This window comes from Actinopolymorpha rutila (genome assembly GCF_013407855.1).
Lineage (GTDB): Bacteria > Actinomycetota > Actinomycetes > Propionibacteriales > Actinopolymorphaceae > Actinopolymorpha > Actinopolymorpha rutila.
The window spans coordinates 3,365,654-3,386,631 of sequence record NZ_JACBZH010000001.1 but is presented as its reverse complement, the minus strand read 5'-3'; the positions used below and the strand labels follow the sequence as shown (position 1 = coordinate 3,386,631).

21 protein-coding genes, 1 pseudogene and 1 riboswitch are annotated in these 20,978 nt (G+C 70.0%); of the genes and pseudogenes, 14 read left to right on the top strand and 8 right to left on the bottom strand.

Annotation, left to right across the window (positions count from 1 at the left end):
* Positions 1-127 precede the first annotated feature (127 nt).
* Positions 128-1,009 carry an NAD(+)/NADH kinase gene (locus tag F4554_RS15090; protein ID WP_179787957.1) on the bottom strand — a complete coding sequence of 294 codons (882 nt, stop codon included), beginning with the start codon at positions 1,007-1,009 and terminating at the stop codon, positions 128-130.
* 137 nt (positions 1,010-1,146) lie between these two features.
* Between F4554_RS15090 and F4554_RS15085 the strand changes: the two genes are divergently transcribed.
* From F4554_RS15085 to F4554_RS15060, 6 genes are all read left to right on the top strand, one after another.
* Positions 1,147-2,121: a bifunctional helix-turn-helix transcriptional regulator/GNAT family N-acetyltransferase gene (locus F4554_RS15085; RefSeq protein ID WP_179787956.1), complete on the top strand. Its 975-nt coding sequence runs from the start codon at positions 1,147-1,149 to the stop codon at positions 2,119-2,121.
* A gap of 165 nt (positions 2,122-2,286) precedes the next feature.
* A complete protein-coding gene (locus F4554_RS15080; RefSeq protein WP_179787955.1) occupies positions 2,287-4,278 on the top strand; it encodes a GTP-binding protein in 1,992 nt (663 codons plus the stop codon).
* A gap of 127 nt (positions 4,279-4,405) precedes the next feature.
* A complete protein-coding gene (locus F4554_RS15075; RefSeq protein ID WP_179787954.1) occupies positions 4,406-4,801 on the top strand; it encodes a PPOX class F420-dependent oxidoreductase in 396 nt (131 codons plus the stop codon).
* 127 nt (positions 4,802-4,928) lie between these two features.
* The gene (locus tag F4554_RS15070) at positions 4,929-5,252 is read left to right on the top strand and encodes an ArsR/SmtB family transcription factor (protein ID WP_179787953.1); all 324 of its coding nucleotides are present in this window, start codon (positions 4,929-4,931) and stop codon (positions 5,250-5,252) included.
* A 63-nt stretch (positions 5,253-5,315) separates the two neighbouring features.
* Complete coding sequence (locus F4554_RS15065) at positions 5,316-5,780, top strand: SRPBCC domain-containing protein (protein WP_179787952.1); 465 nt, start codon at positions 5,316-5,318, stop codon at positions 5,778-5,780.
* Positions 5,781-5,785: 5 nt separating this feature from the next.
* Positions 5,786-6,205, top strand: coding sequence for a VOC family protein (locus tag F4554_RS15060; protein WP_179787951.1), 420 nt, complete (start codon positions 5,786-5,788; stop codon positions 6,203-6,205).
* 91 nt (positions 6,206-6,296) lie between these two features.
* Here the strand turns inward: F4554_RS15060 and F4554_RS32180 are convergent, their stop codons facing one another.
* Both F4554_RS32180 and F4554_RS34020 read right to left on the bottom strand, forming a co-directional pair.
* Positions 6,297-8,204 carry an HNH endonuclease signature motif containing protein gene (locus tag F4554_RS32180; RefSeq protein WP_238341308.1) on the bottom strand — a complete coding sequence of 636 codons (1,908 nt, stop codon included), beginning with the start codon at positions 8,202-8,204 and terminating at the stop codon, positions 6,297-6,299.
* Between the two features lie 291 nt (positions 8,205-8,495).
* Positions 8,496-8,642, bottom strand: a pseudogene (locus F4554_RS34020) (hypothetical protein); the annotation flags it as partial.
* A gap of 160 nt (positions 8,643-8,802) precedes the next feature.
* A riboswitch (TPP riboswitch) is annotated at positions 8,803-8,913 on the top strand.
* Positions 8,914-8,942: 29 nt separating this feature from the next.
* Here F4554_RS34020 and thiO point away from each other — a divergent pair.
* Genes thiO through F4554_RS15025 form a run of 5 tightly spaced genes read left to right on the top strand, consistent with a single transcriptional unit; the run spans position 8,943 to position 12,844 of the window.
* Complete coding sequence (gene thiO, locus F4554_RS15045; RefSeq protein WP_179787949.1) at positions 8,943-10,166, top strand: glycine oxidase ThiO; 1,224 nt, start codon at positions 8,943-8,945, stop codon at positions 10,164-10,166.
* Positions 10,139-10,339, top strand: a complete 201-nt coding sequence (gene thiS, locus F4554_RS15040; protein ID WP_179787948.1) for a sulfur carrier protein ThiS — start codon at positions 10,139-10,141, stop codon at positions 10,337-10,339. The genes thiO and thiS overlap by 28 nt, the downstream gene beginning before the upstream one ends.
* 1 nt (position 10,340) lies before the next feature.
* Positions 10,341-11,174, top strand: a complete 834-nt coding sequence (locus F4554_RS15035; RefSeq protein WP_179787947.1) for a thiazole synthase — start codon at positions 10,341-10,343, stop codon at positions 11,172-11,174.
* A 12-nt stretch (positions 11,175-11,186) separates the two neighbouring features.
* Positions 11,187-11,843: a thiamine phosphate synthase gene (locus F4554_RS15030; RefSeq protein WP_179787946.1), complete on the top strand. Its 657-nt coding sequence runs from the start codon at positions 11,187-11,189 to the stop codon at positions 11,841-11,843.
* Positions 11,844-11,881: 38 nt separating this feature from the next.
* Positions 11,882-12,844, top strand: coding sequence for an NAD(P)H-dependent flavin oxidoreductase (locus F4554_RS15025; RefSeq protein WP_179787945.1), 963 nt, complete (start codon positions 11,882-11,884; stop codon positions 12,842-12,844).
* A gap of 92 nt (positions 12,845-12,936) precedes the next feature.
* On the opposite strand, the gene F4554_RS15020 is transcribed toward F4554_RS15025, so the two are convergent.
* Positions 12,937-14,487, bottom strand: coding sequence for a glycosyltransferase (locus tag F4554_RS15020; RefSeq protein WP_179787944.1), 1,551 nt, complete (start codon positions 14,485-14,487; stop codon positions 12,937-12,939).
* 198 nt (positions 14,488-14,685) lie between these two features.
* On the opposite strand from F4554_RS15020, the gene F4554_RS15015 reads away from it, so the two are divergent.
* The gene (locus tag F4554_RS15015) at positions 14,686-15,261 is read left to right on the top strand and encodes a TetR/AcrR family transcriptional regulator (protein ID WP_179787943.1); all 576 of its coding nucleotides are present in this window, start codon (positions 14,686-14,688) and stop codon (positions 15,259-15,261) included.
* A 2-nt stretch (positions 15,262-15,263) separates the two neighbouring features.
* On the top strand, positions 15,264-16,448 hold the full coding sequence (locus F4554_RS15010) for an SGNH/GDSL hydrolase family protein (protein WP_179787942.1): 1,185 nt from the start codon (positions 15,264-15,266) through the stop codon (positions 16,446-16,448).
* Position 16,449: 1 nt separating this feature from the next.
* Here the strand turns inward: F4554_RS15010 and F4554_RS15005 are convergent, their stop codons facing one another.
* Positions 16,450-17,661: an RNA polymerase sigma factor gene (locus F4554_RS15005; protein ID WP_179787941.1), complete on the bottom strand. Its 1,212-nt coding sequence runs from the start codon at positions 17,659-17,661 to the stop codon at positions 16,450-16,452.
* Positions 17,658-18,029, bottom strand: a complete 372-nt coding sequence (locus tag F4554_RS15000; RefSeq protein ID WP_179787940.1) for a YciI family protein — start codon at positions 18,027-18,029, stop codon at positions 17,658-17,660. The genes F4554_RS15005 and F4554_RS15000 overlap by 4 nt, the downstream gene beginning before the upstream one ends.
* Before the next feature lie 295 nt (positions 18,030-18,324).
* Here F4554_RS15000 and F4554_RS14995 point away from each other — a divergent pair, with 295 nt between their 5' ends.
* Positions 18,325-19,818, top strand: coding sequence for an MFS transporter (locus tag F4554_RS14995; protein WP_179787939.1), 1,494 nt, complete (start codon positions 18,325-18,327; stop codon positions 19,816-19,818).
* 32 nt (positions 19,819-19,850) lie between these two features.
* Here the strand turns inward: F4554_RS14995 and F4554_RS14990 are convergent, their stop codons facing one another.
* Complete coding sequence (locus F4554_RS14990; protein ID WP_179787938.1) at positions 19,851-20,513, bottom strand: methyltransferase domain-containing protein; 663 nt, start codon at positions 20,511-20,513, stop codon at positions 19,851-19,853.
* A gap of 79 nt (positions 20,514-20,592) precedes the next feature.
* On the bottom strand, positions 20,593-20,934 hold the full coding sequence (locus F4554_RS14985; protein WP_179787937.1) for a VOC family protein: 342 nt from the start codon (positions 20,932-20,934) through the stop codon (positions 20,593-20,595).
* Positions 20,935-20,978 lie beyond the last annotated feature (44 nt).

Sequence of the window (20,978 nt, the reverse complement as noted above, 5' to 3'; positions counted from 1 at the left end):
ATCCGCGGCCGGATGGTCCTTCCTCACCTGGGAAGCTAGCCGGGCGGCTTCGACAGGGTCAAACATCCGGCGCGGTTGTGTCACCTTCCGGCAACCAGTTCGGCAACCAGCCCGGTGCGCCCGCCCGCTACTCGACCTCGAGGCTGCCGGTGACCCTGAGTTTGCGCCGGGCCCGTTCGTAGAACGTCGTCCGCCCGAACCGCACCACCAAGGCCGCGGCCCGCACCGGCGTGACGTCCAGCCGTACACCGGGACCGACGTACGCCTGGACCCGGCCGTCGACCTCCACGGCCAGCTGCCCGGACACCGGCAGGACCTGCAGGGACGGGCGCTCGTCGGCGGCCAGCACCAGCGCCCGGTCGAAGGTCGAGTGCGCCGACGCGGCCACCACGAGCACGGCGTCGACGGTGGGCGAGACGATCGGACCACCGGCGGAGAAGCTGTACGCCGTCGAACCGGTCGGGGTGGCCACCAGCACCGCGTCGGCCGCGTAGCGCACGAACTCCCGCCCCAGCACCGAGGTGGCGATGGCCGCCGAGGCCTGGCCGGGGATGCGGACCAGCGCGATGTCGTTGAACGCGAGCACCGGCTTGCCTTCCGGCAGCCCAGGGCCGTCCGGGACGACGGACCGCAACGCCATCCGCGGCTCGACCGAGTACTTCCCGGCGTCGATGTCGGACAACGCCGTCGGCAGCTCCCCGACGTCGATCTCGGCGAGGAAGCCCAGGCGTCCCAGGTTGGCGCCGAGCACCGGGGTGGAGTGGCCGGCGACCAGGCGCATGCTGCGCAGCATCGTGCCGTCGCCGCCGAGGCTGATCAGCAGGTCGGCGCGTTCGACGAGCTCGTGGGGCGGGACGGCCACGGCGTCGCAGACCAGTCGGTCGACCTCCTCGGGCAGCCCGAGGACGGCGACCTCCCGACTGCGCGCCCACCCGACCACGGCGTCGATCGCCGGCTTGGCGTCGCGTTCGGGGTGAAGCACCAGACCGATCGCGTGAAGCTGCCCCATCGCCCCACCCTAGGCGTGTTGGGTCACCGACTCGGTGTGAGCGTTGTTTGACGAAGTCAAAGACATCGTGGCCGTCGTCAACTAGCCTGTCGGGAACCGTCGGGGAAGCCCCGTCTGCCGCGGAGGGAGTAACGACCATGGCCGTCGAGTCCACGCAGGTGGCGCAGGTGCGTACGTTCAACCGCTTCTACACCAAGGTCATCGGCGTACTGCAGTCCGGACTGGCCGGAACTCCGCACACGCTCACCGAGGCACGGGTGCTGTACGAGCTCGCTCACGCAGATCACGGCAGCACTGATCACGGCAGCACTGATCACGGCAGCGCTGATCACGGCAGCGCGGTCGACGTCGCCGGGCTGCGGCGGCTCCTCGGCCTCGACGCGGGCTACCTGTCCCGCATCCTCGGCCGCTTCGAGTCCGCCGGCCTGGTCACGCGGGAACCCTCCGCCACTGACGCCCGGCGGCAGCTCGTCCGGCTGACCGGGGACGGCAGGTCCGCCTTCGCCGCCCTCGACGCCGCGCAGGTCGCCGCAGTGGAGCGGTTGCTGGCACCGCTCGCCGACACCGAGGGCCGGCGCATGCTGGCCGCGATGGACACCATCCGGCAGACCCTGGGCGACTCCCCCGGGCGCCCGGGTTTCGTCCTGCGGCCGCCCGAGCCCGGCGACCTCGGCTGGGTGGTGGCCCGCCACGGCGCGCTGTACGCGGCGGAGTACGGCTGGGACGCCCGGTTCGAGGGAATGGTCGCGCAGATCGTGGCCGACTTCGCCGCCGCCGGCGACCAACGGCGACAGGCGGCGTGGATCGCCGAGGTGGACGGCGAGCCGGCCGGGTGCGTCTTCTGTGTGGCCGAGAACGACACGACCGCGAAACTGCGGCTGCTGCTGGTCGAGCCGTCGGCACGGGGTGCGGGCGTCGGCGCGCGACTGGTCGAGGAGTGCCTGCGGTTCGCCGGCCGCGCGGGCTACCGGCGGATCACGTTGTGGACCAACGACGTCCTCGCCTCCGCCCGCCGGATCTACGAGCGCGCCGGCTTCCGGCTCGACGGTGAGGAACCCCACCACAGCTTCGGCCGCGACCTCGTCGGGCAGAACTGGTCCCGCGAGCTGTAGGGACTGAGCTGCAGGCCCCAGAAATCGGTTGTCTCGGACCCCGCCGGTCTGTTTCACTCACCGCGACCGGCAGTCCTGTCAGCGGAAAGGCGAGCCCCCCGATGCGTCCAGCGTTCGTGTCCTCCCAGCGGAAGATCGCTTTCTATTCCAAGGACATGACGCCTCGTGAAACTCCTCAACCTGGGGATCCTCGCACACGTCGACGCCGGTAAGACGAGCCTGACCGAGCGGCTGCTGCACACCGCCGGGGTGATCGACGAGATCGGCAGCGTCGACGCCGGCAGCACCCAGACCGACTCCCTCGACCTCGAACGCCGCCGCGGCATCACGATCAAGTCCGCGGTGGTGTCGTTCGTGCTCGACGGCGTGACGGTCAACCTGATCGACACACCCGGCCACCCGGACTTCATCGCCGAGGTGGAGCGGGTGCTGAACGTGCTCGACGGCGCGGTGCTCGTGGTGTCGGCCGTCGAGGGCGTTCAGGCCCAGACGCGGGTGCTGATGCGCACTCTGCGCCGGCTCCGCATCCCCACCCTGCTCTTCGTGAACAAGCTCGACCGTCGTGGCGCGGACGCCGATCGGGTGTACGCCGAGATCGCCGAGAAGCTCACTCCTGCCGTGGTGGCGATGGGGCGGGCGTACGACCAGGGCACCCCCCTTGCCGGTTTCGTGCCGTACGGACGAGACGACGAGGCGTTCGCCACCGCGGCGGCCGAGGTGCTGGCCGACTCCGACGACACGTTCCTCGCCGCCTACGTCGACGGCGACGGCGACGTCCTCACCGACGGGCATCTGCGGCACGAGCTCGCCGCCCGGACCGCGCGAGCGCGCGTGCATCCGGTGTTCGCGGGCTCGGCGATCACCGGTGCGGGGATCCGGGCTCTGGTGGCGGGGATCCGGGATTTCCTTCCCACCGCCGGCGGGGATCCGGACGCACCCGCGTCCGGCGCGGTGTTCAAGGTCGACCGCGGCCCGGGCGGGGAGAAGATCGCCTACGTCCGCATGTTCGACGGGGCGATACACCTGCGCGACCGAGTGCATGGTGCCGATGGTGCCGACGGCACCGGGAGCAAGGTCACCGGGATCAGTGTCTTCGAACACGGCGCGGCACCCGTCCGGCCGGTGGTCCGCGCCGGCCAGATCGGCCGGCTGACCGGCCTCGCCGACGTCCGGATCGGCGACACCATCGGCGTACCCCGGCCAGGTGGGGGTGCCCACCACTTCGCCCCACCGACGCTGGAGACCGTGGTCGTACCCGTGCGGCGGTCCGACAAGGGCGCCCTGCATCTCGCGCTGACCCAGCTCGCCGAGCAGGACCCACTGATCAACCTGCGCCAGGACGACGTACGTCAGGAGATCTACGTCTCCCTTTACGGCGAGGTGCAGAAGGAGGTCGTGGCGACCACGCTGGCCGAGGAGTACGGAATCGAGGTGGAGTTCGCGAGGACGTCGGTGATCTGCGTCGAGCGCCCAAGCGGCAAGGGTGCGGCGTTCGACCTGATCGGCACCGACGCCAACCCCTACTTCGCCACCGTCGGCCTGCGGGTCGAACCCGCTCGGCCGGGATCGGGTGTGTCCTTCGGTCTGGACGTCGAGCTGGGATCGATGCCACCGGCGTTCTTCACCGCGGTCGAGGAGACTGTCAAGGACACCTTGCGTCAGGGGCTGTACGGGTGGGAGGTCGGCGACATCGTGGTGTTCATGACGCACTCCGGCTACTACGCCCGGCAGAGCCACTCCCACGGCACGTTCGACAAGAGCATGTCGAGCACCGCGGGCGACTTCCGTTACCTCACTCCCCTGGTGCTGATGGCCGCGCTGCGGCAGGCCGGAACCACGGTGTACGAGCCGGCGCACCGCTTCCACCTGGAGTGCCCGGCGGACACGTTGGCCGCGGTGGTGCCCGCGCTGGTACGACTCGGCGGGGTGCCGGACTCCCAGCAGGTAAGGGGTTCTGGTGCTGTCGTGGAGGGCGAGGTCCCGGCTGCCCGGGTGCACGAGCTGCAGCAGCAACTGCCGGGCCTGACCCGCGGCGAGGGGATGCTGGACTCGACGTTCGAGCGGTACCAGCCGGTGCGGGGGCCGGCTCCCACCCGCGCCCGCACCGACCAGAACCCGCTCGACCGCAGGGAGTACCTCCGCGTCGTCAAGCGTTAGTTGCGCTTCCGGCGTGGGCTCGACGACGAGGCCGCCGGGCCGACCCTGAACCGTCCTCCGGCCCGGCCGGACACAGTTGAGCCGAGGACGGAGGCGACGCTGTTCCCTGGGCTGTTACGGTCGAACCGTGGCGGACGCTCCTGGCCTCGCGCTCCTCGACGACGAACCGTTCGTCTCCCTCACGACGTACCGCCGCTCGGGCGAACCGGTCGCCACCACGGTGTGGATCGTCCGCGACGGCGACGCGTTGTATGTCACCACGGGCGCGACCACCGGGAAGGCCCGCCGTGTCCGCCGGGACCCTCGGGTCGCCCTGCGGCCGTGCTCCCGGTTGGGCCGGGTCGGCGAGGACGCGCCGTCGGTGTCCGCGGTCGCGGAGATCGTCACCGACCCGGAGGTCACCGAGCAGGTCATGTCGGCGTTCCGTTCGAAACACGGAGTTCAGTTTCGTCTGGCGATGGCCCTGGAGCGTTTCCGGAAGAAGGGCGGCGGGCGCATCCTGCTGCGCATCACCTCCGGTTGACCCGCGCAACCCGGCATTGACGTACGCAAGGCCTGGTTGACGGCCGCGCCGTCCGATCGGATCCCACGAGAAACCGGCCCTGCGCGAGCCCTTGTCAGATACTCAAGCATCTGCTTTACTAAAGCACATGCTTGACCAAGTGGACGAGCTCGACCTCGTGTTCCATGCCCTCGCCGACCCGACCCGCCGGGCCATGGTGGAGCGCATGACCTCCGGCCCGGTGTCGGTGTCGGAGCTGGCGCGTCCGCTTCCGATGAGCCTCGCGGCGGCCCTGCAGCACGTACAGGTGCTGGAGGCCAGCGGACTCGTGCACACCCAGAAGGAGGGACGGGTTCGCATGTGCCGCATCGAGCCGAAGACCCTGCGCAACGCCGAGAAGTGGATCCTCGAGCGCCGGGCCACCTGGGAGGCCCGCCTCGACCGCCTGGACAAGCTGCTCGGCGAGGACTGACCGCCCACCGCGACCGGCGATCCCAGAACGCTCCCCACTCACCACCCACAGGAAGAAACTCCAGTGAACGACCGAAGCCTCAGCCACTCCACCTTCACCATCGAACGCGACTACAAGGCGTCGGCGGCGAAGATCTTCCACGCCTTCGCCGACCCGCAGACCAAGGCGGGCTGGTTCGACGCGCCCACCGAGGAGTGGCGGCCGATCAGCTCCGCCCTCGACTTCCGCGAGGGCGGCCGCGAGCACAGCGAGAGCCGGTTCGGACAGGACGGGCCGGTGTCGCGGTTCGACGCGTACTACCACGAGATCGTGCCGGACATCCGTCTCGTCTACAGCTACGAGATGCGGGTGGACTCCACCCGCCTGTCGGTCTCCCTCACTTCCATCGAGCTGAATGCGGTCGAGGGCGGCACCCGGCTGACCCTGACCGAGCAGGGCGTCTATTTCGACGGCCTGGACAACACGCCCGAACGCGAACGCGGCACCCGCGAAATGCTGGACGTGCTCGCCTCCGTAGTGGAGGACTGACAACCATGCCCACACTGATGTTCCTCAACCTGCCCGTCGAGGACCTGGACCGATCGGTCGCGTTCTACGAGGCTCTCGGCTACTTGACCGACCCGAACTTCACCGGCGACCAGTCCGCCTGCGTGGTGATCAGCGAAACCATCTACGCGATGCTGCTCGTCCGGCCCTACTTCCAGACGTACGTCTCGACCGAGGTCGCCGACGCGACCAAGGTGACCGAGGCGATGTTCGGGCTCGGTGTGGACAGCCGCGAGGCCGTGGATTCCCTTGTCGACAAGGCACTTGCGGCCGGTGGCTCGGTTGCGCGTGAGCCCAGGGACCTCGGCTTCATGTACAACCGCACCTTCCTCGACCCCGACGGCCACTACTGGGACGTCTTCTGGATGGACCCGGTCGCCGCACAGCAGGGCCCACCCACCGAGTAGGCGCTGTTGGCTACGGCCGGCGAGGTGGGGCCCAGTCGAACTCCAGTGCACCGAGTCGGCGAATGTCGGCGCCGGCTGACCGCCGCCCAACTCAGAACGGCGGTAGGTCATCCTCGGCCGTTCTCGCGCCGGTGGCGGCGGGTGTCGGCTCGGGTGGTGCTGGGTCGGTGAGGGATGGTGCTCCGCTTCGGTGGTGCCGGCCGTAGGGGTCGGTGAGCCTGTGTTCGCCGGGGCCGGTCTGTTGGAGTTTCCAGTCCCGCTCGGTCTTCGCCTTGTGGTGCCGGGGGCACAGCGGTGCGATGTTGTCCACCGACGTCGGTCCGCCGTCGGCGTGTTCGGTGTTGTGGTCCAGGTGGCAGGTTGCTGCGGGCCTGCGGCAGGTGGTCCATACGCAGCGCTGGTCGCGGGCGTGTACGAGTTCTGCCTGTAGTCCGCGCAGGAACCTCGCCGGGATGGGATGCAAGTGGAGTAACCGTCCGGTGACCGGGTGGGTGACACCGACGCTGAATCGGGCTTCGGGGTTGGTGAGGTTGTTCGCCACCAGCCTCGCGGCGACCTCGGTGATGACCGGTCCGAACCCGCCGAGTTCACCGGGCCGGGTGGAAAGTCCCATCAGGGTGGTCAGCGGGATGTTCAGCTGGATCTTCGCCCGCGTTCGTATCCCGCCCCAGCTCCGCTGCGAGGAAGACCAGGGCGGCCCGGCTTGTGGGGGTGCGGTCGTCCTATCTGTCGGCGGGCCGGTGTCGCCAGGCGGTGGGAATGTCGACTCGTCGGGTCGGCGCTTCTGCTGTGGGATGTGACCCGCGGCGGGCTGACCGGCGATGGGAGCGTCGGCGGCCACATCTTCTTCGGCGGCGCTGCTTTCGGCGGCGTCGTGGGCGGCGATGTCGTGGACCGGGGTGCCATTCGCCGCCGACCCGCACACCGTGCACCTGGCCACAGGAACCGGGGAGCAGTCACGGCACTCGCACCAGTCGTAGTGCAGGTCGTGGTCAGGGAAGCGGTGAACGGCACAGTGCCCCTGCGCGGACTCGGTGTCGGCCCGCTCTTGCGGGACATCGTTCTCCGTGTTGCCCTGCTCGGTCTCGTCTTGCTCGGTCTCGTCTTGCTCGGTCTCGTCCTGCTCGGCTTCGTCCTGTTCGGTCTCGCCGGGGGTCTGGTCGGCCTGCCTGGGCGCGGAGCAGTCGGTGATGTGGGCGGTGCCGGTGAGTAGGGCGGCGGCGACGTCGGCGCGGAGTTGGCTGAGGGTGCGGGAGTCGCCGGTGGACTTGACCGCACGGGCGATGGCGTCGATGTAGCCGTACGCCTCAGCAGCCTGATCGGCCGAGAGGCCGCGGATGGCGAGGTCGGCGACGCCGTCGACGGCGGGCCACATCGCCACGTTCCGCCCGGTCCGCGCGGCCCGATGCCGCTTCAATGCGGCTTCGGGGTCGGCTTTGAGGACCTCTGCCTCGACTTTCGCCCGCAGTAGCCCGCCCCTCAGCTCCAGGACCTTGGGGAAGATGGCGTCCTCGATGCCACCCCACAGGTCGGGCTTGGCGTCGGCGACCCGGTCCACGATGGTGCGGACCTCGTTGAGCTCCAACTGGCCCGACGCCAACGCCTCACGCACCCGCGGCAGCCGGGGCAGCGTGGCGGCCAAAGACACGTACTGGTGCGCCCGGTAGCCGGTCCACCCCAGCAGCGGTTCGAGGACTTCCGGGGTCATCGGGTCCGGTGTGACACTCCGTTCGGCAGGATCCTCGGGCATGCCATCGGTGGCGTAGGTCAGCTCGTTCACCGCGCTCAGGCAGGTGGCCTCCACCCAGCAGCCCAGCCGCCGCTGGCCCTTGATCAGCTCCTCCAGCTCCCACCCGTTACACTCACGGACGTCGACCGAAGCGACCGCAACAGCCAACTCCGGCCCGCCCGGCAGATCAGCGAACCCGGCAGGCAGCACCCGACGACCACCAGGCTGTTCACCCAGGTGGCCGTCGAAGCACTCCCCGCCGTCGCTCATGCGTTCGATTCTACCGAACAAGATCACCTCACGCTCGCGGGAAACCCCTTACCTGCAAGGGAAATCTACGCGTCTTTCGGCCTGCGCTCATCGAGACGGCTCCCGTCAGGAGTCTCTGCTGTCTCACCTTCTGAGGAGCATGCCGTCGGGCCTTTCACGTACCATCCGCCGATGGGGCTCGTGGAAGCTCGACAACACGCTCTCAGGAATCAGCCCGGCGGGACGACCGCCACGTCCGAGCCCTGGCGAGGATCCGCTCGATCACGTCCGATTTCGCGTCGACGTATTCGTTCACGTCAACCCGGGCCTGCCTGGCCAGTCGCGTTTCGTCGCCGCGTAGCGGGCGCGGTCGGACTCGTCGATCCGCAGCCGGCCGCCCAAGTCCAGGTAGTCGTCGACGGCCCGATCGGAAGGCTCGTAGACATGAACGTGCACGACCCGCTCGGGCGCACGGAGCCGATGTGAACCGAGTCCAGGTAGGCGTCTCGCTCTTCGGCGGGCATGGCCGCACTCTGGTTGCCGACTTCGAAGCCCTTACGTGTCGCATGCCCGGATCCGGCTCGATCGCCCAGGCGCACACGGATCCCGTGTTACGGTCGAACCTCCACGCGGGTGCCCGCCGGCAGCGGGCTGAGAGGGAGCTGACACCGCTCCGACCGCCGAACCTGATCCGGGTCATGCCGGCGAAGGAAGTGAGGAGCCGACCGTGCCAGCAGTGCCTTCTCCGGACCGAGAACGATGAGGGTCGCGGTACTCGGCGCGGGCGTCATCGGGCTGGCCTGCGCGGCCGAGCTCCTGCGCGCCGGGCACGACGTCCACGTGTTCGATCCCGCTCCGGCCTCCGGCGCGACGCACGCCGCCGCGGGCATGCTCTCCCCCGCAGGGGAGGCCTGGCACGGCGAGGGAAACCTCCTCCGCCTCGGGGTGGAGAGCGCCGGCCTGTGGCCGGAATACGCCGCCTGGCTGGAGTTCGCGACCGGCGTGGACGTCGGCCACCGCCGCGCCGGCACGTTGCTGGTCGGCCGCGACCACGACGACGTTCAGGTGGTCCACCGGATCCTCGACGTGCTTGCCGCGCACGGCATCGCGTACGAGGAACTGCGACGGCGCGAGATGCGCGAGCGCGAACCCGAACTCTCCACCCGGGTCGTCGGCGGGGCCTACCTCCCGGGTGACCACAGCGTCAACCCGCGCAGGGTCGCCACGGCCCTGCTCGCCCTGCTCGGCGACCGGGTCGAGCGCTGCCGAGCCGTCCCGTCGATCACCCCGGCGACCACCCCGGCGACCACCCCGGCGTCAGGCGACGCCTCTGCCGGCTCAGTGGACGGCGTACGCACCGAGGACGGGCGGCTGGTGCCCGCCGATGCCGTGTTGGTGGCGACCGGCCACCGGCTTCCCCCGCAGGTGCCGCAGCACCGCCACGTCCGGCCCGTACTCGGCGAGATCCTGCGCATACGGCTGCCTACCGGGCAGGTGCCTATCAGGACTGTGCGCGCCGTCGTGCACGGCGAACCCGTGTACGTCGTTCCGCGCGCCGACGGGGAGGTGGTCGTCGGCGCGACCCAGGAGGAGCACGCCGGCGAGCCGATGCCGACGGTCGGCGGGGTCGCACGGCTGCTCGACGCGGCGCGCACGCTGGTGCCGGGCCTGGAACGCGCCGAGATCCTCGAGGTTCTCGCACGGCACCGTCCCGGCACGCCCGACAACGGCCCCCTGCTCGGCCCGACGGGTGTCGCCGGTCTCTTCCTCGCCGCCGGCCACCACCGAGGCGGGGTGCTGCTGGCTCCGGTCACGGCACGGATCCTGCGTACCCACATCGAGTCCGCTGGACAACCACGACGGTCACCTGCCGCCGAAGCGTCGTCGGTGAGCACCCCGGATGCCGCGAACGCGTTCTCTCCCAACCGGTTCGACGCATTGGACAGGAGGAGCCGATGGACGTCACTGTCAACGGCCAGCTGACACAGGTCCCACCCGGGCTCAGTGTCGCCGAACTGGTGCGCCGGCGACTGCCCGACCCGAGGAGTGTGGCGGTGGCCGTCAACGGCGCCGTCGTACGCGCCGGTGACTGGGAACGCACCCAGGTCGGTCCGGGCGACACCGTCGAGATCGTCACCGCCCGGCAGGGAGGCTGAGATGGCTGAGCAGGCCGAGGTGGTCGACGGGACGGTCAGGATCGGGGTAACCGGCCTGGACGGCCTCACAGTGAACGGTGCCCAGATCGCTTCCCGGCTGTGGATCGGCACCGGTGGACTGAACAATCTCCGCACGATCGTCGACGTCGTGCGGACCGCTGCACCGGGCTTCGTCACGGTGTCGATGCGGCGTACGTCGGACCAGGGTGAGGGTTCGCTGCTGGACGCGCTCGCGGGCGTGCTCGCCGAGACCGGCGCCCGCCTGCTGCCCAACACGGCCGGCTGCCTCAGCGCACGGGAGGCCGTCCTCACCGCGAACCTCGCCCGGGAGGCGCTGGGTACCGACTGGGTGAAGCTGGAGGTGATCGGTGACGAACGTACCCTGATGCCGGACGTGGTCGAGCTACTGGACGCGGCGGAAACCCTTGTGGGACAGGGATTCACCGTACTCCCCTACACCACCGACGACCCGATCGTGGCGCAACGGCTGGTTGACGTCGGCTGTGCCGCGGTGATGCCGTTGGGCTCCCCGATCGGCTCGGGCCTGGGCATCCGCAACCCGCACGCGATCGAGGCCGTCCGCGCGGCGGTCACCGTGCCGGTCGTCCTCGACGCCGGAGTGGGCACCGCCAGCGACGCCGCGCAGGCGATGGAGCTCGGGTGCGACGCCGTGCTTGCCGCGACCGCGATCACCCGGGCCGACGATCCGGTCGCGATGGCGGAGGCGATCCGGTTCGGCGTACGGGCCGGCCACCTGGCCCGCGCGGCCGGACGGATACCGCGGCTCGCCGGCGCCCGCCCCTCCTCACCGATGGCCGGCCGGGTGACCGGGTGACCGGGTGACCGGGTGACCTTTCCGGAGCCCCCGCTGCCGCGGATCCTGCTGCTCACCGACCGGTCCCAGCTTCCACCCGGAGCCGGCCTGATCGAGGCGGTCGTCCGGTGCGTGCGGGCCGGTCTTCGTGCGGTGGTCCTGCGTGAGCTCGACCTGCCCGACACTGAACGAGCCTTACTGGCGAAGGAGATCCGCCGCCGCACTCACGGCTACGACGTCCTCGTGATCTCCGCGCGTCGCCGGCTTGCGTACACCCACGGGGTGCACCAGTCGTCCACCCAGCCCGGCCTCGCCAGTCAGTCCGGGGAGCTGCTCGGGCGCTCGTGTCACGACCACGAGGAGGTACGCCGGGCGGTTGCCGAGGGTGCGGCGTACGTCACGGTCTCCCCCGTCGCGCCAACGGAGTCCAAGCCTGGTTACGGTCCCGCCCTCGGCGTGGACGGCGTGCGCCGGATGGTGAAGGAGGCCGACGGCACGCCGGTGTTCGCCCTCGGCGGGGTGACGGCGGTGAACGCGGTCGCGATGCGGACAGCCGGCGCGTACGGCGTTGCGTTGATGGGTGGGGTGATGCGCAGCGCCGACCCGGCCGCCACGTTCGGCCGGCTCCGGGACGCGATGAAGGGTGACATGCCCGAGAGTCCGAGAAAACGGGGGCACCTCGGCGGGTGACCCGCCGGGTTCGCCGACCGGAGACGATGATGATGGCCATGACTTTGTCGACGGTGTTCACGGAGATGTTCGGCATTCGGCACCCGGTCGCACCGGCACCGATGGGCGGATCGGCCGGTGGTGCGCTCGCGGCGGCAGTCTCGGAGGGCGGCGGGCTGGGGATCCTCGGGGGCGGGCAGGGCGACCGGGAATGGCTGGATCGCGAGCTGTCGATCGTCGCGGAGACAACCGACCGGCCGTGGAGCGTCGGCTTTCTCACGTGGGCGGTCGACGCCGCCGTGATCGAGTGGACGCTGGAACGCGGACCGGCCGCGGTGATGCTGTCCTTTGGCGACCCTGCTCCGTTCGCCGAACGTGTCCGCGCGGCAGGCGTCAAGCTGATCGTCCAGGTCACCGATCTGGAGGAGGCCAGGCAAGCGGTGGACGTGGGTGCCGACGTCATCGTGGCGCAGGGCACCGAGGCCGGCGGACATGGAGCTCGGCGCGGGCGGTCCACGCTGACGTTCGTGCCCGTGGTGGCCGACCTGGTGGCACCGTTGCCTGTACTGGCGGCGGGTGGGATCGCCGACGGACGCGGGCTGGCCGCAGCGTTGACGCTCGGTGCGGCCGGAGCACTGGTCGGCACCCGCTTCCAGGCCACGTTCGAGGCCCTGGTCGACCCGTCGATCGCGAAGGCGATCGTGGAGGGGCGAGGGGACGACACCGAGCGCAGCCGCGTCCTCGACATCGCCCGTGGGTCCCGGTGGCCCTCGAACTACGCAGCCCGCACTCTCGGCCACCCGTACCTCGACCGGTGGCGCGGCCGTGAGGCCGAACTGGCCGGCGACACCTCCGCAATCCAGGCATACCAGGCCGAGGTCACCCGAGGCGAGCTGCCGCCGCTGCCGGTGTGGGCCGGCGAGTGCGTCGACCTCGTCGACGGCCTCCTGCCCGCGGCCAACGTGGTGCGGGCCATGGTCGCCGGCGCCGAGTCCGCCCTGGCCCGCGTAACCAGGAGCTGACTTCACCGGCGACTGTGATCAGTCGAGGCGTCCGGGAAGCCACCGAACAGGCCTTGGGAAGGATCGGCATCCGCTCCCGAGGGAAAGGCCGATCAGCGTCGTGGACGGCTGATCCGCACGCTGAGGTTGCCGAGGTCGGTCCAGTACGGCTCGGCAACGAACCTGCCGTCGTATCCGTCGAAGTCCCGGGACCCGCTCGCGGGCGGACCGCCGGAAGCGTGCTCGGTGCTCCTGCCAAGCCGGCGTTGCGGACCCCAGCCGCACGTCTCGACGCGTACGAAGAAGTCCCAGGTCCCGACGTCGAGCGGTCGGCCGAGTTTGCCGGTCGCGGGGTTCACTCTGGCGGTGCCGACCAGCCGTAGGTGCCGGATGTCCTCCACGGTGCCCACGTCGGCGTCGAGGTGGAGTTCGCTGCGGGTCGAAACGGGATAGACACCCTTGTCCTCGCGCTTTTGCAGGTGGATCTCCAGCGTGCTGTCCCCGACCAGCTTGGACACGTCGAAGGTGTCGTCGGGCAGCCGCGTCCGAAGATCACAGGGCGCTTCCCACACCAGACGGTCACCGATTCGCCGGAAGGTCACCGGATGCCCGTCGGCGTAGGTCAGCCGGCCGCACACCCGGACCACGAGGGTGTCGCCGTCCCAGCCGACGTGCTCGAGTTCGGCGGCGACGGTGAGCCCGCGCTCGGCGGCGGCCAGGCGCACGATGTCGGCGTAGGCGTTTCGGCGCAGCAGACTCGACCGGACGCGCATGGAGATCGGCAGCCAGTCGTCCACCGAGTCGGGGAACCTCTCCAGCGCCAGCCGGCGGACCTGGCGGTACCAGCGACGCCGGCTGTGGAGGAGCGGCCTGCCGAGGAACGCCCGCCAGGTCAGCAGCCGCAGCATCTTCGAGTGGTACCAGTAGGCGTACATCTGGTCTCGCTCGTCGCCCGGCTCGGTGTGGGCGTCCACGATGTCGAGGACATCCCGCAGGGCCTGGTAGTACGCCACCGGGTCGAACCGGCGGGCCGAGTAGTGGGCGCGCCCGGCGCGTTTGACCCAGTGGCAGCACACCTCGTCGGCGAGCACGCTGATGGTCCGTGCGAGGAAGTACGCCTCGACGACGAAGCGGTGGTCCTCCAGCCAGGCCGGGCCCTCGGCGAACCGGAGGTCGTGCCGGAGCAGGAAACTCCTGCGGAACAGCTTGTGGGGTGTGAGGAACCCGAGCAGATGGTCGGTGAGGATGTCCGCTCGGTCGCGCGAGGCGGCGAACATGCTTCTCGGTGCGCCGCGGCCGCCATGGCCGACCACCTTGCCGATCACGATGTCGGAGTCGCACCGCGCCGCCATGGCGTACATGCGTTCGAGGGCAGGCGGGGCCAGCCGGTCGTCGTGGTCCAGAAAATAGACGTACTCCCCCTGTGCCCGGACGACGCCGGTGTTGCGCGGGCCACCCGGCCCACCGCCTCGGGGTAGGCGCACGACGCGCACCACCTGCTCCTGCCCGGCGAGGGCGTCCAGCATCTCCGGCGTCCCGTCGGTGGACCCGTCGTCGACGAACACGACCTCGTAGTCGGCACGCGGCATCGTCTGCGCGAGCACGGACTCCACGCACTCGTCGAGGCACGCCCGGCCGTTGTAGACCGGGACGATCACGCTCACCTTTACTCCCATGGTGAAGGGAAATCTCACCTGTCCGACCGCGGAGCAAACTTCGCGGCGGCCAGGAGTCGCGCCATTGGGCGGGGAATGGCCGGGGAATGGCCGCCTGGGTCGTGGCCACCGAGAGCGCACACCTGCCCCTAAGGCGTTTAGGGACAGGTGTAGCATCTTTCGGGAAGCGAGAGGATGATCGCGATCATGGCGCGCGCAGGACTGACTGCCGAGCGGCTCGTTCGGGCAGGAGCCGAGCTGGCGGACGAGAAGGGCTTCGACCAGGTGACCGTCTCGGCGCTGGCCAGGCGGTTCGACGTGAAGGTCGCCAGCCTGTACTGGCACCTGGACAGCTCGGAGGGCCTGAAGACCCGGATCGCCCTGCTGGCGTTGGAGGAGATGGCCGACCGGGCCGCCTCCGCACTGGCCGGCCGGGCGGGCAAGGACGCGTTGACAGCACTGGCGAACGTCTACCGCGACTACGCCCGCGAACACCCCGGCCGTTACGCCGCCGCACAGCATCGGCTCGATCCGGAGACGGCAGCGGCGAGTGCCGGAGTTCGGCACGCCGAGTTCACCCGCGCGATCCTGCGCGCCTACGACCTGACCGAACCGGACCAGACGCACGCCGTTCGCCTGCTGGGCAGCTTCTTCCGGGGCTACGTGGCCCTGGAGGCGGGCGGAGGATTCGACCACAGCTCCCCCGACTCCCAGCAGACCTGGGAACGGCTTCTGGACGCTCTCGACGCCCTGCTGCGCAACTGGCCGAGAAACCCGAGGTAACCATGCCCGATCGAAACGACTGGATCGCCGTGCCCATCGGCCCCGACCTCCTGCGCGGTGCCGCGGAGTGGGAGCGGACCGAACGCGGCCTGCTGCCGCACCGGCTTCCCGCATGGGCTCGCGCACAGAACACGGACCCGCAGCTGGCCATGGCGGAGTCCCAGCCGTCCGGCGTGCGACTGGTCTTCCGTACCGAGGCGACGTCCGTCGAACTGGACGTGCTGCCCACCAGGCGGATCTATCCGGGCGCACCACCTCGCCCGGACGGCGTCCACGACCTGCTGGTCGACGGACACCTTGCCGGCCAGGCCGTCGCGACCGGTGGTGACACCATCACCGTCGACCTGGCCACCGGCACCGCCGAGCACCGGCCCGGACCTGTCGGCACGGTCGCCTTCGACGGCCTGCCCGCGCGGACGAAGAACGTCGAGATCTGGCTGCCCCACAACGAGACCACCGAACTCGTCGCCCTGCGTACGAACGCGCCCGTCCAGCCCACGCCGGACAAGGAGCGTCCGGTGTGGCTGCACCACGGAAGCTCCATCAGCCACGGCTCCAACGCCACGAGCCCCAGCACCACCTGGCCGGCACTCGCCGCCTCCCTCGGTGGTGTGGAGCTGACCAACCTGGGCTTCGGCGGCGGTGCGCTCCTGGACCCGTTCACCGCACGGGTGATGCGGGACAGCCGTGCCGACCTGATCAGCGTCAAGATCGGTATCAACGTCGTCAACGCCGACCTGATGCGGCTGCGCGCGTTCACCCCTGCCGTGCACGGGTTTCTCGACACGGTCCGCGAGGGTCACCCGACCACTCCCCTGCTGGTCGTCTCCGCCATCTACTGTCCGATCCAGGAGGACACACCTGGCCCGTTGGCGTTCGACTTCGAATCCCTCGGTGCGGGAGAGTTGCGATTCCGGGCCACCGGCGATCCGGCCGAGCGCGCAGTCGGCAAGCTGACTTTGACAGTGATCCGGGACGAGCTGGCCCGCGTCGTCGCGCAACGGTCGGTCGACGACCCGAACCTGTACTACCTCGACGGCCGGGAGCTCTACGGTGAAGAGGACTTCGCCGAACTCCCGTTGCCCGACGAGGTTCACCCGGACGCCGCCACGCATCGCCTCATCGGGGAACGCTTCGCCGGCATCGCCTTCGGCGAAGGCGGACCGCTGTCGGCGAAGCGCCCTTGATCTACGGCCTCAGCCTGGCGGCACGTGCCTGTAGATGACGTTGCTCGGCGAGGCTGGCGGTGGCCTTCGCGGCGCGGCGGTAGTTCTCGTACGCCCCGGCCAGGTCACCGGTCTTCTCCAGCAGATGTGCTCGTACGGACAACAGCCGGTGGTGGCCGGCCATCCGTTCGTCACTGTCGAGGGTGGCCAGCAGGGCCAGGCCGGCCGGCGGGCCCTCGGTCTCGGCGAGCGCGATCGCGCGGTTGAGGGTGACCATCGGGTTGGGCGCGATGCGTTCCAGGATGAGGTACAGCGCGTGCACCTGCGCCCAGTTGGTCTCCTCGGCCGTGTCCGCGTCGGAGTGGGTGGCGGCGATGGCGGCCTGGAGCTGGTAGGGCCCGAGCTCCGGGCCGGCCAGCGAGGCCTTGACGAGCTCGGTTCCCTCCTCGACCAGGTCCCGATCCCAGCTCGTCCGGTCCTGCTCCCCAAGCGGCACCAGGTCACCGGAGGCTGTCGTACGCGCCTCCCGGCGGGCGTGGTTGAGCAACATCAGCGCGAGCAGGCCGGCCACCTCGCTGTTGTCCGGGAGCTGTGCGCGCACCATTCTCGCCAGCCGGATCGCCTCGTACGCAAGGTCGGCCCGGTGCAGCTCGCTGCCGGAGGAGGCGGTGTAGCCCTCGTTGAAGATCAGGTAGAGCACGTGCAGGACCACCCGTAGCCGATCCTCTCGCTCCGCACCCGACGGCAACGTGAACGAGCTTCCGGCAACCCTGATGCGCTGCTTGGCACGGCTGATCCTGGCCGCCATCGTGGCCTCGGGCACCAGGAACGCACGGGCTATCTCGGCCGTGGTGAGGCCGCCGACCGCCCGTAGCGTCAGGGCGGTCTGCGAGGACGGCGTCAGCGCCGGATGGCAGCACAGGAACAGCAACACGAGCGTGTCGTCGGTGTCCGGCACGTCCTCGGGCACCACCTCGGTGGCGGCCGCCGACTCCCGCTCCCGGCGCGCGTGGTCGCTACGCATGTGGTCGATCAGCCGACGGGACGCGACGGTCACCAGCCAGCCGTGCGGGTTGTTCGGCACACCGTCGGCCGGCCACTGCGCGGTGGCGGCGAGGACGGCCTCCTGTACGGCGTCCTCGCAGTCCTCGAACTGGCCGTGCCGGCGTACCAGCGCGCCGAGGACCTGCGGCGTCAGCTCGCGGAGCAGGTCCTCGACGGCCGGTGCGGTCATGCGTCCAGGTTTCCGTCGGCGAACATCACCTGCCGCACCTCGACTCCCAGTCCCTCGATCGCAGTGTCCGGGATCCGGGCGGCGAGTTCGAGCGCCCGTTCCTTGTTCTCGCAGTCGATCAGGTAGAAGCCGCCGAGGAACTCCTTCGACTCCAGGAAGGGCCCGTCGGTCACCGCCGGCTGGCCGTTTCGTACGGTCACCACGGCCGCCTGGGACGGATCGACCAGCGCCAGCGTGTTGATCAGCTCTCCGGACTCCTTCAGCCCCTGGATGAACCTGCCGTGGCCATCCCCGATCGCCTCCTTCTCCTCGTCGGTCAGCGACTCCAGGACAGCCGGGTTGATGTGCATGCTGATCAGGAACTTCATGTCGTTCTCCCTCGTGCTTCGCGAGCCCCGGCGGGGCCCTTCGACCGGTTGGTCGGAGCCGCAAAGGCTGTCTTGACATCCCCCGGACAGAACTTTGGCACGAGTTTCGCGACGTCGTGCGCCCGGATCACGAGGTTCGTCCCTTCCGGGCCATGGCCCGAACCACGCTCCGGGCCACGCCCCGAACCGAAACCAACCCGATCCTTCCGTCGCGTCGATGTCAAGAAGCCGACGGCCGCTCCGACAGACCGGCGAACCGTCGAATGGAACACCGAGAGAACGCGGAGTCATCGGGATGCGATTCAACCGGGCGGCGCTGGGGCTGCTCGTCCTCGTGCTGCCGGCACTTTTCGTCGCCATGGACCAGACGGCACTGCTCCTGGCGCTGCCGCAGCTGAGCGCCGACCTGGGTGCCACCAACGTCCAGCAACTGTGGATCAGCGACAGCTACGGGTTCCTGGTGGCCGGCATGGTCATCACGATGGGCACCCTCGGGGACCGGATCGGCCGCAGGCGGTTGCTCATGATCGGTGGAGCGGCATTCGCGGTGATGTCGGTCCTGGCCGCCTTCGCGACCAGTCCCCTGACGCTGATCATCGCCCGCGCGTTCCTGGGCGTGGCCGGTGCGACCCTGGCGCCGTCCACGTTGGCCTTGATCACCAACATGTTCGGCGACGACCGCAGGCGCGGACAGGCCATCGCGATCTGGGCGGCGTGCCAGTTCACCGGCGGCGCGCTCGGGCCCGTGCTCGCCGGGCTGCTGCTCCAGCACTTCTGGTGGGGGTCGGTGTTCCTGGCCGCCGTGCCGGCGATGGTGCTGCTGCCGCTGGCCGGACCGTCCCTGCTGCCGGAGTTCCGCAGTGACCGGGCCGGGCGGCCGGACCCGACCAGCGTCGGGCTGTCCCTCCTGGCGGTGCTGACGATCGTGTACGGCGGCAAGCAAGTGGCTGTGGAGGGCGTTCGAGCCGTACCGGTGGTAGCTGTCGTCGTCGGAGCCGTCGCCGGATACGTGTTCGTACGCCGGCAACTTCGGCTGGACGCGCCGCTGCTGGACCTGCGGCTGTTGCGCAACCGGCCGTTGACGGCCGCTCTCCTCGCGCTGGTGTTCGCCGGCGTCGCCATGGCCGGCACGGGCCTGGTGGTGACGCAGTACCTGCAGAGCGTGCTGGGCTTCTCCCCGCTCGCGTCGGCGGTGTTGTTCGCCCCCATGGGCCTGGCCGTCGCGGTCGGCACCCTGGCCGCGCCGGCGCTGGCCCGGCGGGTGAGCCGGACCACCGCGATCGCCGGCGGCCTGGTGGTGTCGTCGTCGGGTGCCGTGCTCCTGGTTGCCGTCGGCGGTGCGGGCTCACTGCCGCTGGTGATGGCCGGCATCGCCGTACTGGCGCTGGGCACCGGCCCGCTGTTCGCGCTGGGCACCGGGCTGATCGTGGGATCCGTGCCACCGGAGCGCGCCGGCTCGGCGGCCTCGATGTCGGAGACCGGCAACTACCTCGGCGGTTCGCTCGGGTTCGCGGTGCTCGGCGTGGTGGCCGCGGTCGTCTACCGCTCACGGATGGGCGGTACGTCGGACTCGCTGGCCGGTGCGGTCGCCGAGAGCCGACAGCTCCCCGCCGGTCAGGGCGCGGACCTGTTGCACGCCGCGCGGGAGGCGTTCACCGCCGGCCTGCACGTCACCGGCGTGCTCGTCGCGGTCATCTTCGCCGGGCTCGCCGTCCTGGTCGCGACCATGCGGCCATCGAGGCGGTCGGCCGCTGCCGCGGTCCCTCACTACGAGAGGACCGGCCCGTGAAAGCACTGTGAAGTCCGGAAGCTGTCCATTACCTATGGGTCCAGGAGGGGCTGGTGCCAGACCAGCGTGTAGCGCCAGAACAGCCGACGACGAAGGCGTACGCCGGGCAGTGCGGTCCGGGCATCACTCGCGATCTCGGAAAAGGTCATCTCCGCCGGCCGGGATCTGGCGGCCACCGATGCCGGCCTCGGTGCCCGGCGAGGCGTGTTCTTGAGCCATCCCATAGCGAGGTTCAGCGGAACGGACGCCGCGCCGAACAGGTAGTCGCCGAACGTGCATTCGTCGTACAGGCCGACGATCACCAGCGTCCCCCCGGGAGCGAGCCGCCGGCGGAAGAGATCGATCGCGTCGGTGAACGGCAGATGGTGGACGGCCGCGACGCAGGTGATGACGTCGTCGTAGGAACCGGGCGGGATGTCGGTGAGTGCATCCCCGACCAAGAAGCTCACTCGGGCGCTCGGACAGGTGCGCTCCCGAGCGACAGCGATGATCTGTGGGTCGGCGTCGAAGCCGTCCACAACTTCGGCGCGTGTCGCCAGCAGCCTGGCCAGGTCACCGCTGCCGCAGCCGACGTCCAGGGCAGCACCAAACTGTCTGGGCAGTCGCCGCATGATCCACGGGTGGTAGTGGGCGTTGTGCTCCCACGGATGAGCGCGGTTGAACCGATGAATCGCCTGGAGTACTCGCTGCTTCACCTACCAAGGATCTGCTCCGGGCGATGCTGGGTGTGGGAGAAGCCGGCCCGCCTCTCCCACACCCGGCCGGTCAGCTGTGCTACGCGGGTTCGAAAAGACTGAAGGGCGTGCCCTGATCGTCGTGGCAGTGCGCGATTCGCCCGATCCCGGGAACCGTTTGGGTTTCCGCCCTTGCGCCGCCGAGTTCGTGGACCTGCTTGACCGAGGCGTCCATGTCCTCGGTGGCGAAGTAGACCCGGGGGTGGCTGAACCCATCCTCCCGCGGCACGATCGCGCCCTCCGGTCCGTTGCCGATCACGTGGTAGTCGCCGGGGAACTCGCTGGTCTCCCAGCCGAACAGACCGCCGTAGAAGGCGCGAGCCTTGGCGGTATCGGCGGCAGGTAGTTCGATCCAGTTGATCTGTCCGTGCGTTGTCGGCATTGCCGGTCCTTTCGGTGCAAGCGTCGGTTGACGCACCGGAGGAC

Coding starts and splice junctions, on each gene's coding strand:
- F4554_RS15090 (WP_179787957.1), bottom strand. CDS start 1,009: ATGGGGCAGCTTCACGCGATCGGTCTGGTGCTTCACCCCGAACGCGAC.
- F4554_RS15085 (WP_179787956.1), top strand. CDS start 1,147: ATGGCCGTCGAGTCCACGCAGGTGGCGCAGGTGCGTACGTTCAACCGC.
- F4554_RS15070 (WP_179787953.1), top strand. CDS start 4,929: ATGCTTGACCAAGTGGACGAGCTCGACCTCGTGTTCCATGCCCTCGCC.
- F4554_RS15060 (WP_179787951.1), top strand. CDS start 5,786: ATGCCCACACTGATGTTCCTCAACCTGCCCGTCGAGGACCTGGACCGA.
- F4554_RS32180 (WP_238341308.1), bottom strand. CDS start 8,204: ATGAGCGACGGCGGGGAGTGCTTCGACGGCCACCTGGGTGAACAGCCT.
- thiO (WP_179787949.1), top strand. CDS start 8,943: ATGAGGGTCGCGGTACTCGGCGCGGGCGTCATCGGGCTGGCCTGCGCG.
- thiS (WP_179787948.1), top strand. CDS start 10,139: ATGGACGTCACTGTCAACGGCCAGCTGACACAGGTCCCACCCGGGCTC.
- F4554_RS15035 (WP_179787947.1), top strand. CDS start 10,341: ATGGCTGAGCAGGCCGAGGTGGTCGACGGGACGGTCAGGATCGGGGTA.
- F4554_RS15025 (WP_179787945.1), top strand. CDS start 11,882: ATGACTTTGTCGACGGTGTTCACGGAGATGTTCGGCATTCGGCACCCG.
- F4554_RS15015 (WP_179787943.1), top strand. CDS start 14,686: ATGGCGCGCGCAGGACTGACTGCCGAGCGGCTCGTTCGGGCAGGAGCC.
- F4554_RS15010 (WP_179787942.1), top strand. CDS start 15,264: ATGCCCGATCGAAACGACTGGATCGCCGTGCCCATCGGCCCCGACCTC.
- F4554_RS15005 (WP_179787941.1), bottom strand. CDS start 17,661: ATGACCGCACCGGCCGTCGAGGACCTGCTCCGCGAGCTGACGCCGCAG.
- F4554_RS15000 (WP_179787940.1), bottom strand. CDS start 18,029: ATGAAGTTCCTGATCAGCATGCACATCAACCCGGCTGTCCTGGAGTCG.
- F4554_RS14995 (WP_179787939.1), top strand. CDS start 18,325: ATGCGATTCAACCGGGCGGCGCTGGGGCTGCTCGTCCTCGTGCTGCCG.
- F4554_RS14985 (WP_179787937.1), bottom strand. CDS start 20,934: ATGCCGACAACGCACGGACAGATCAACTGGATCGAACTACCTGCCGCC.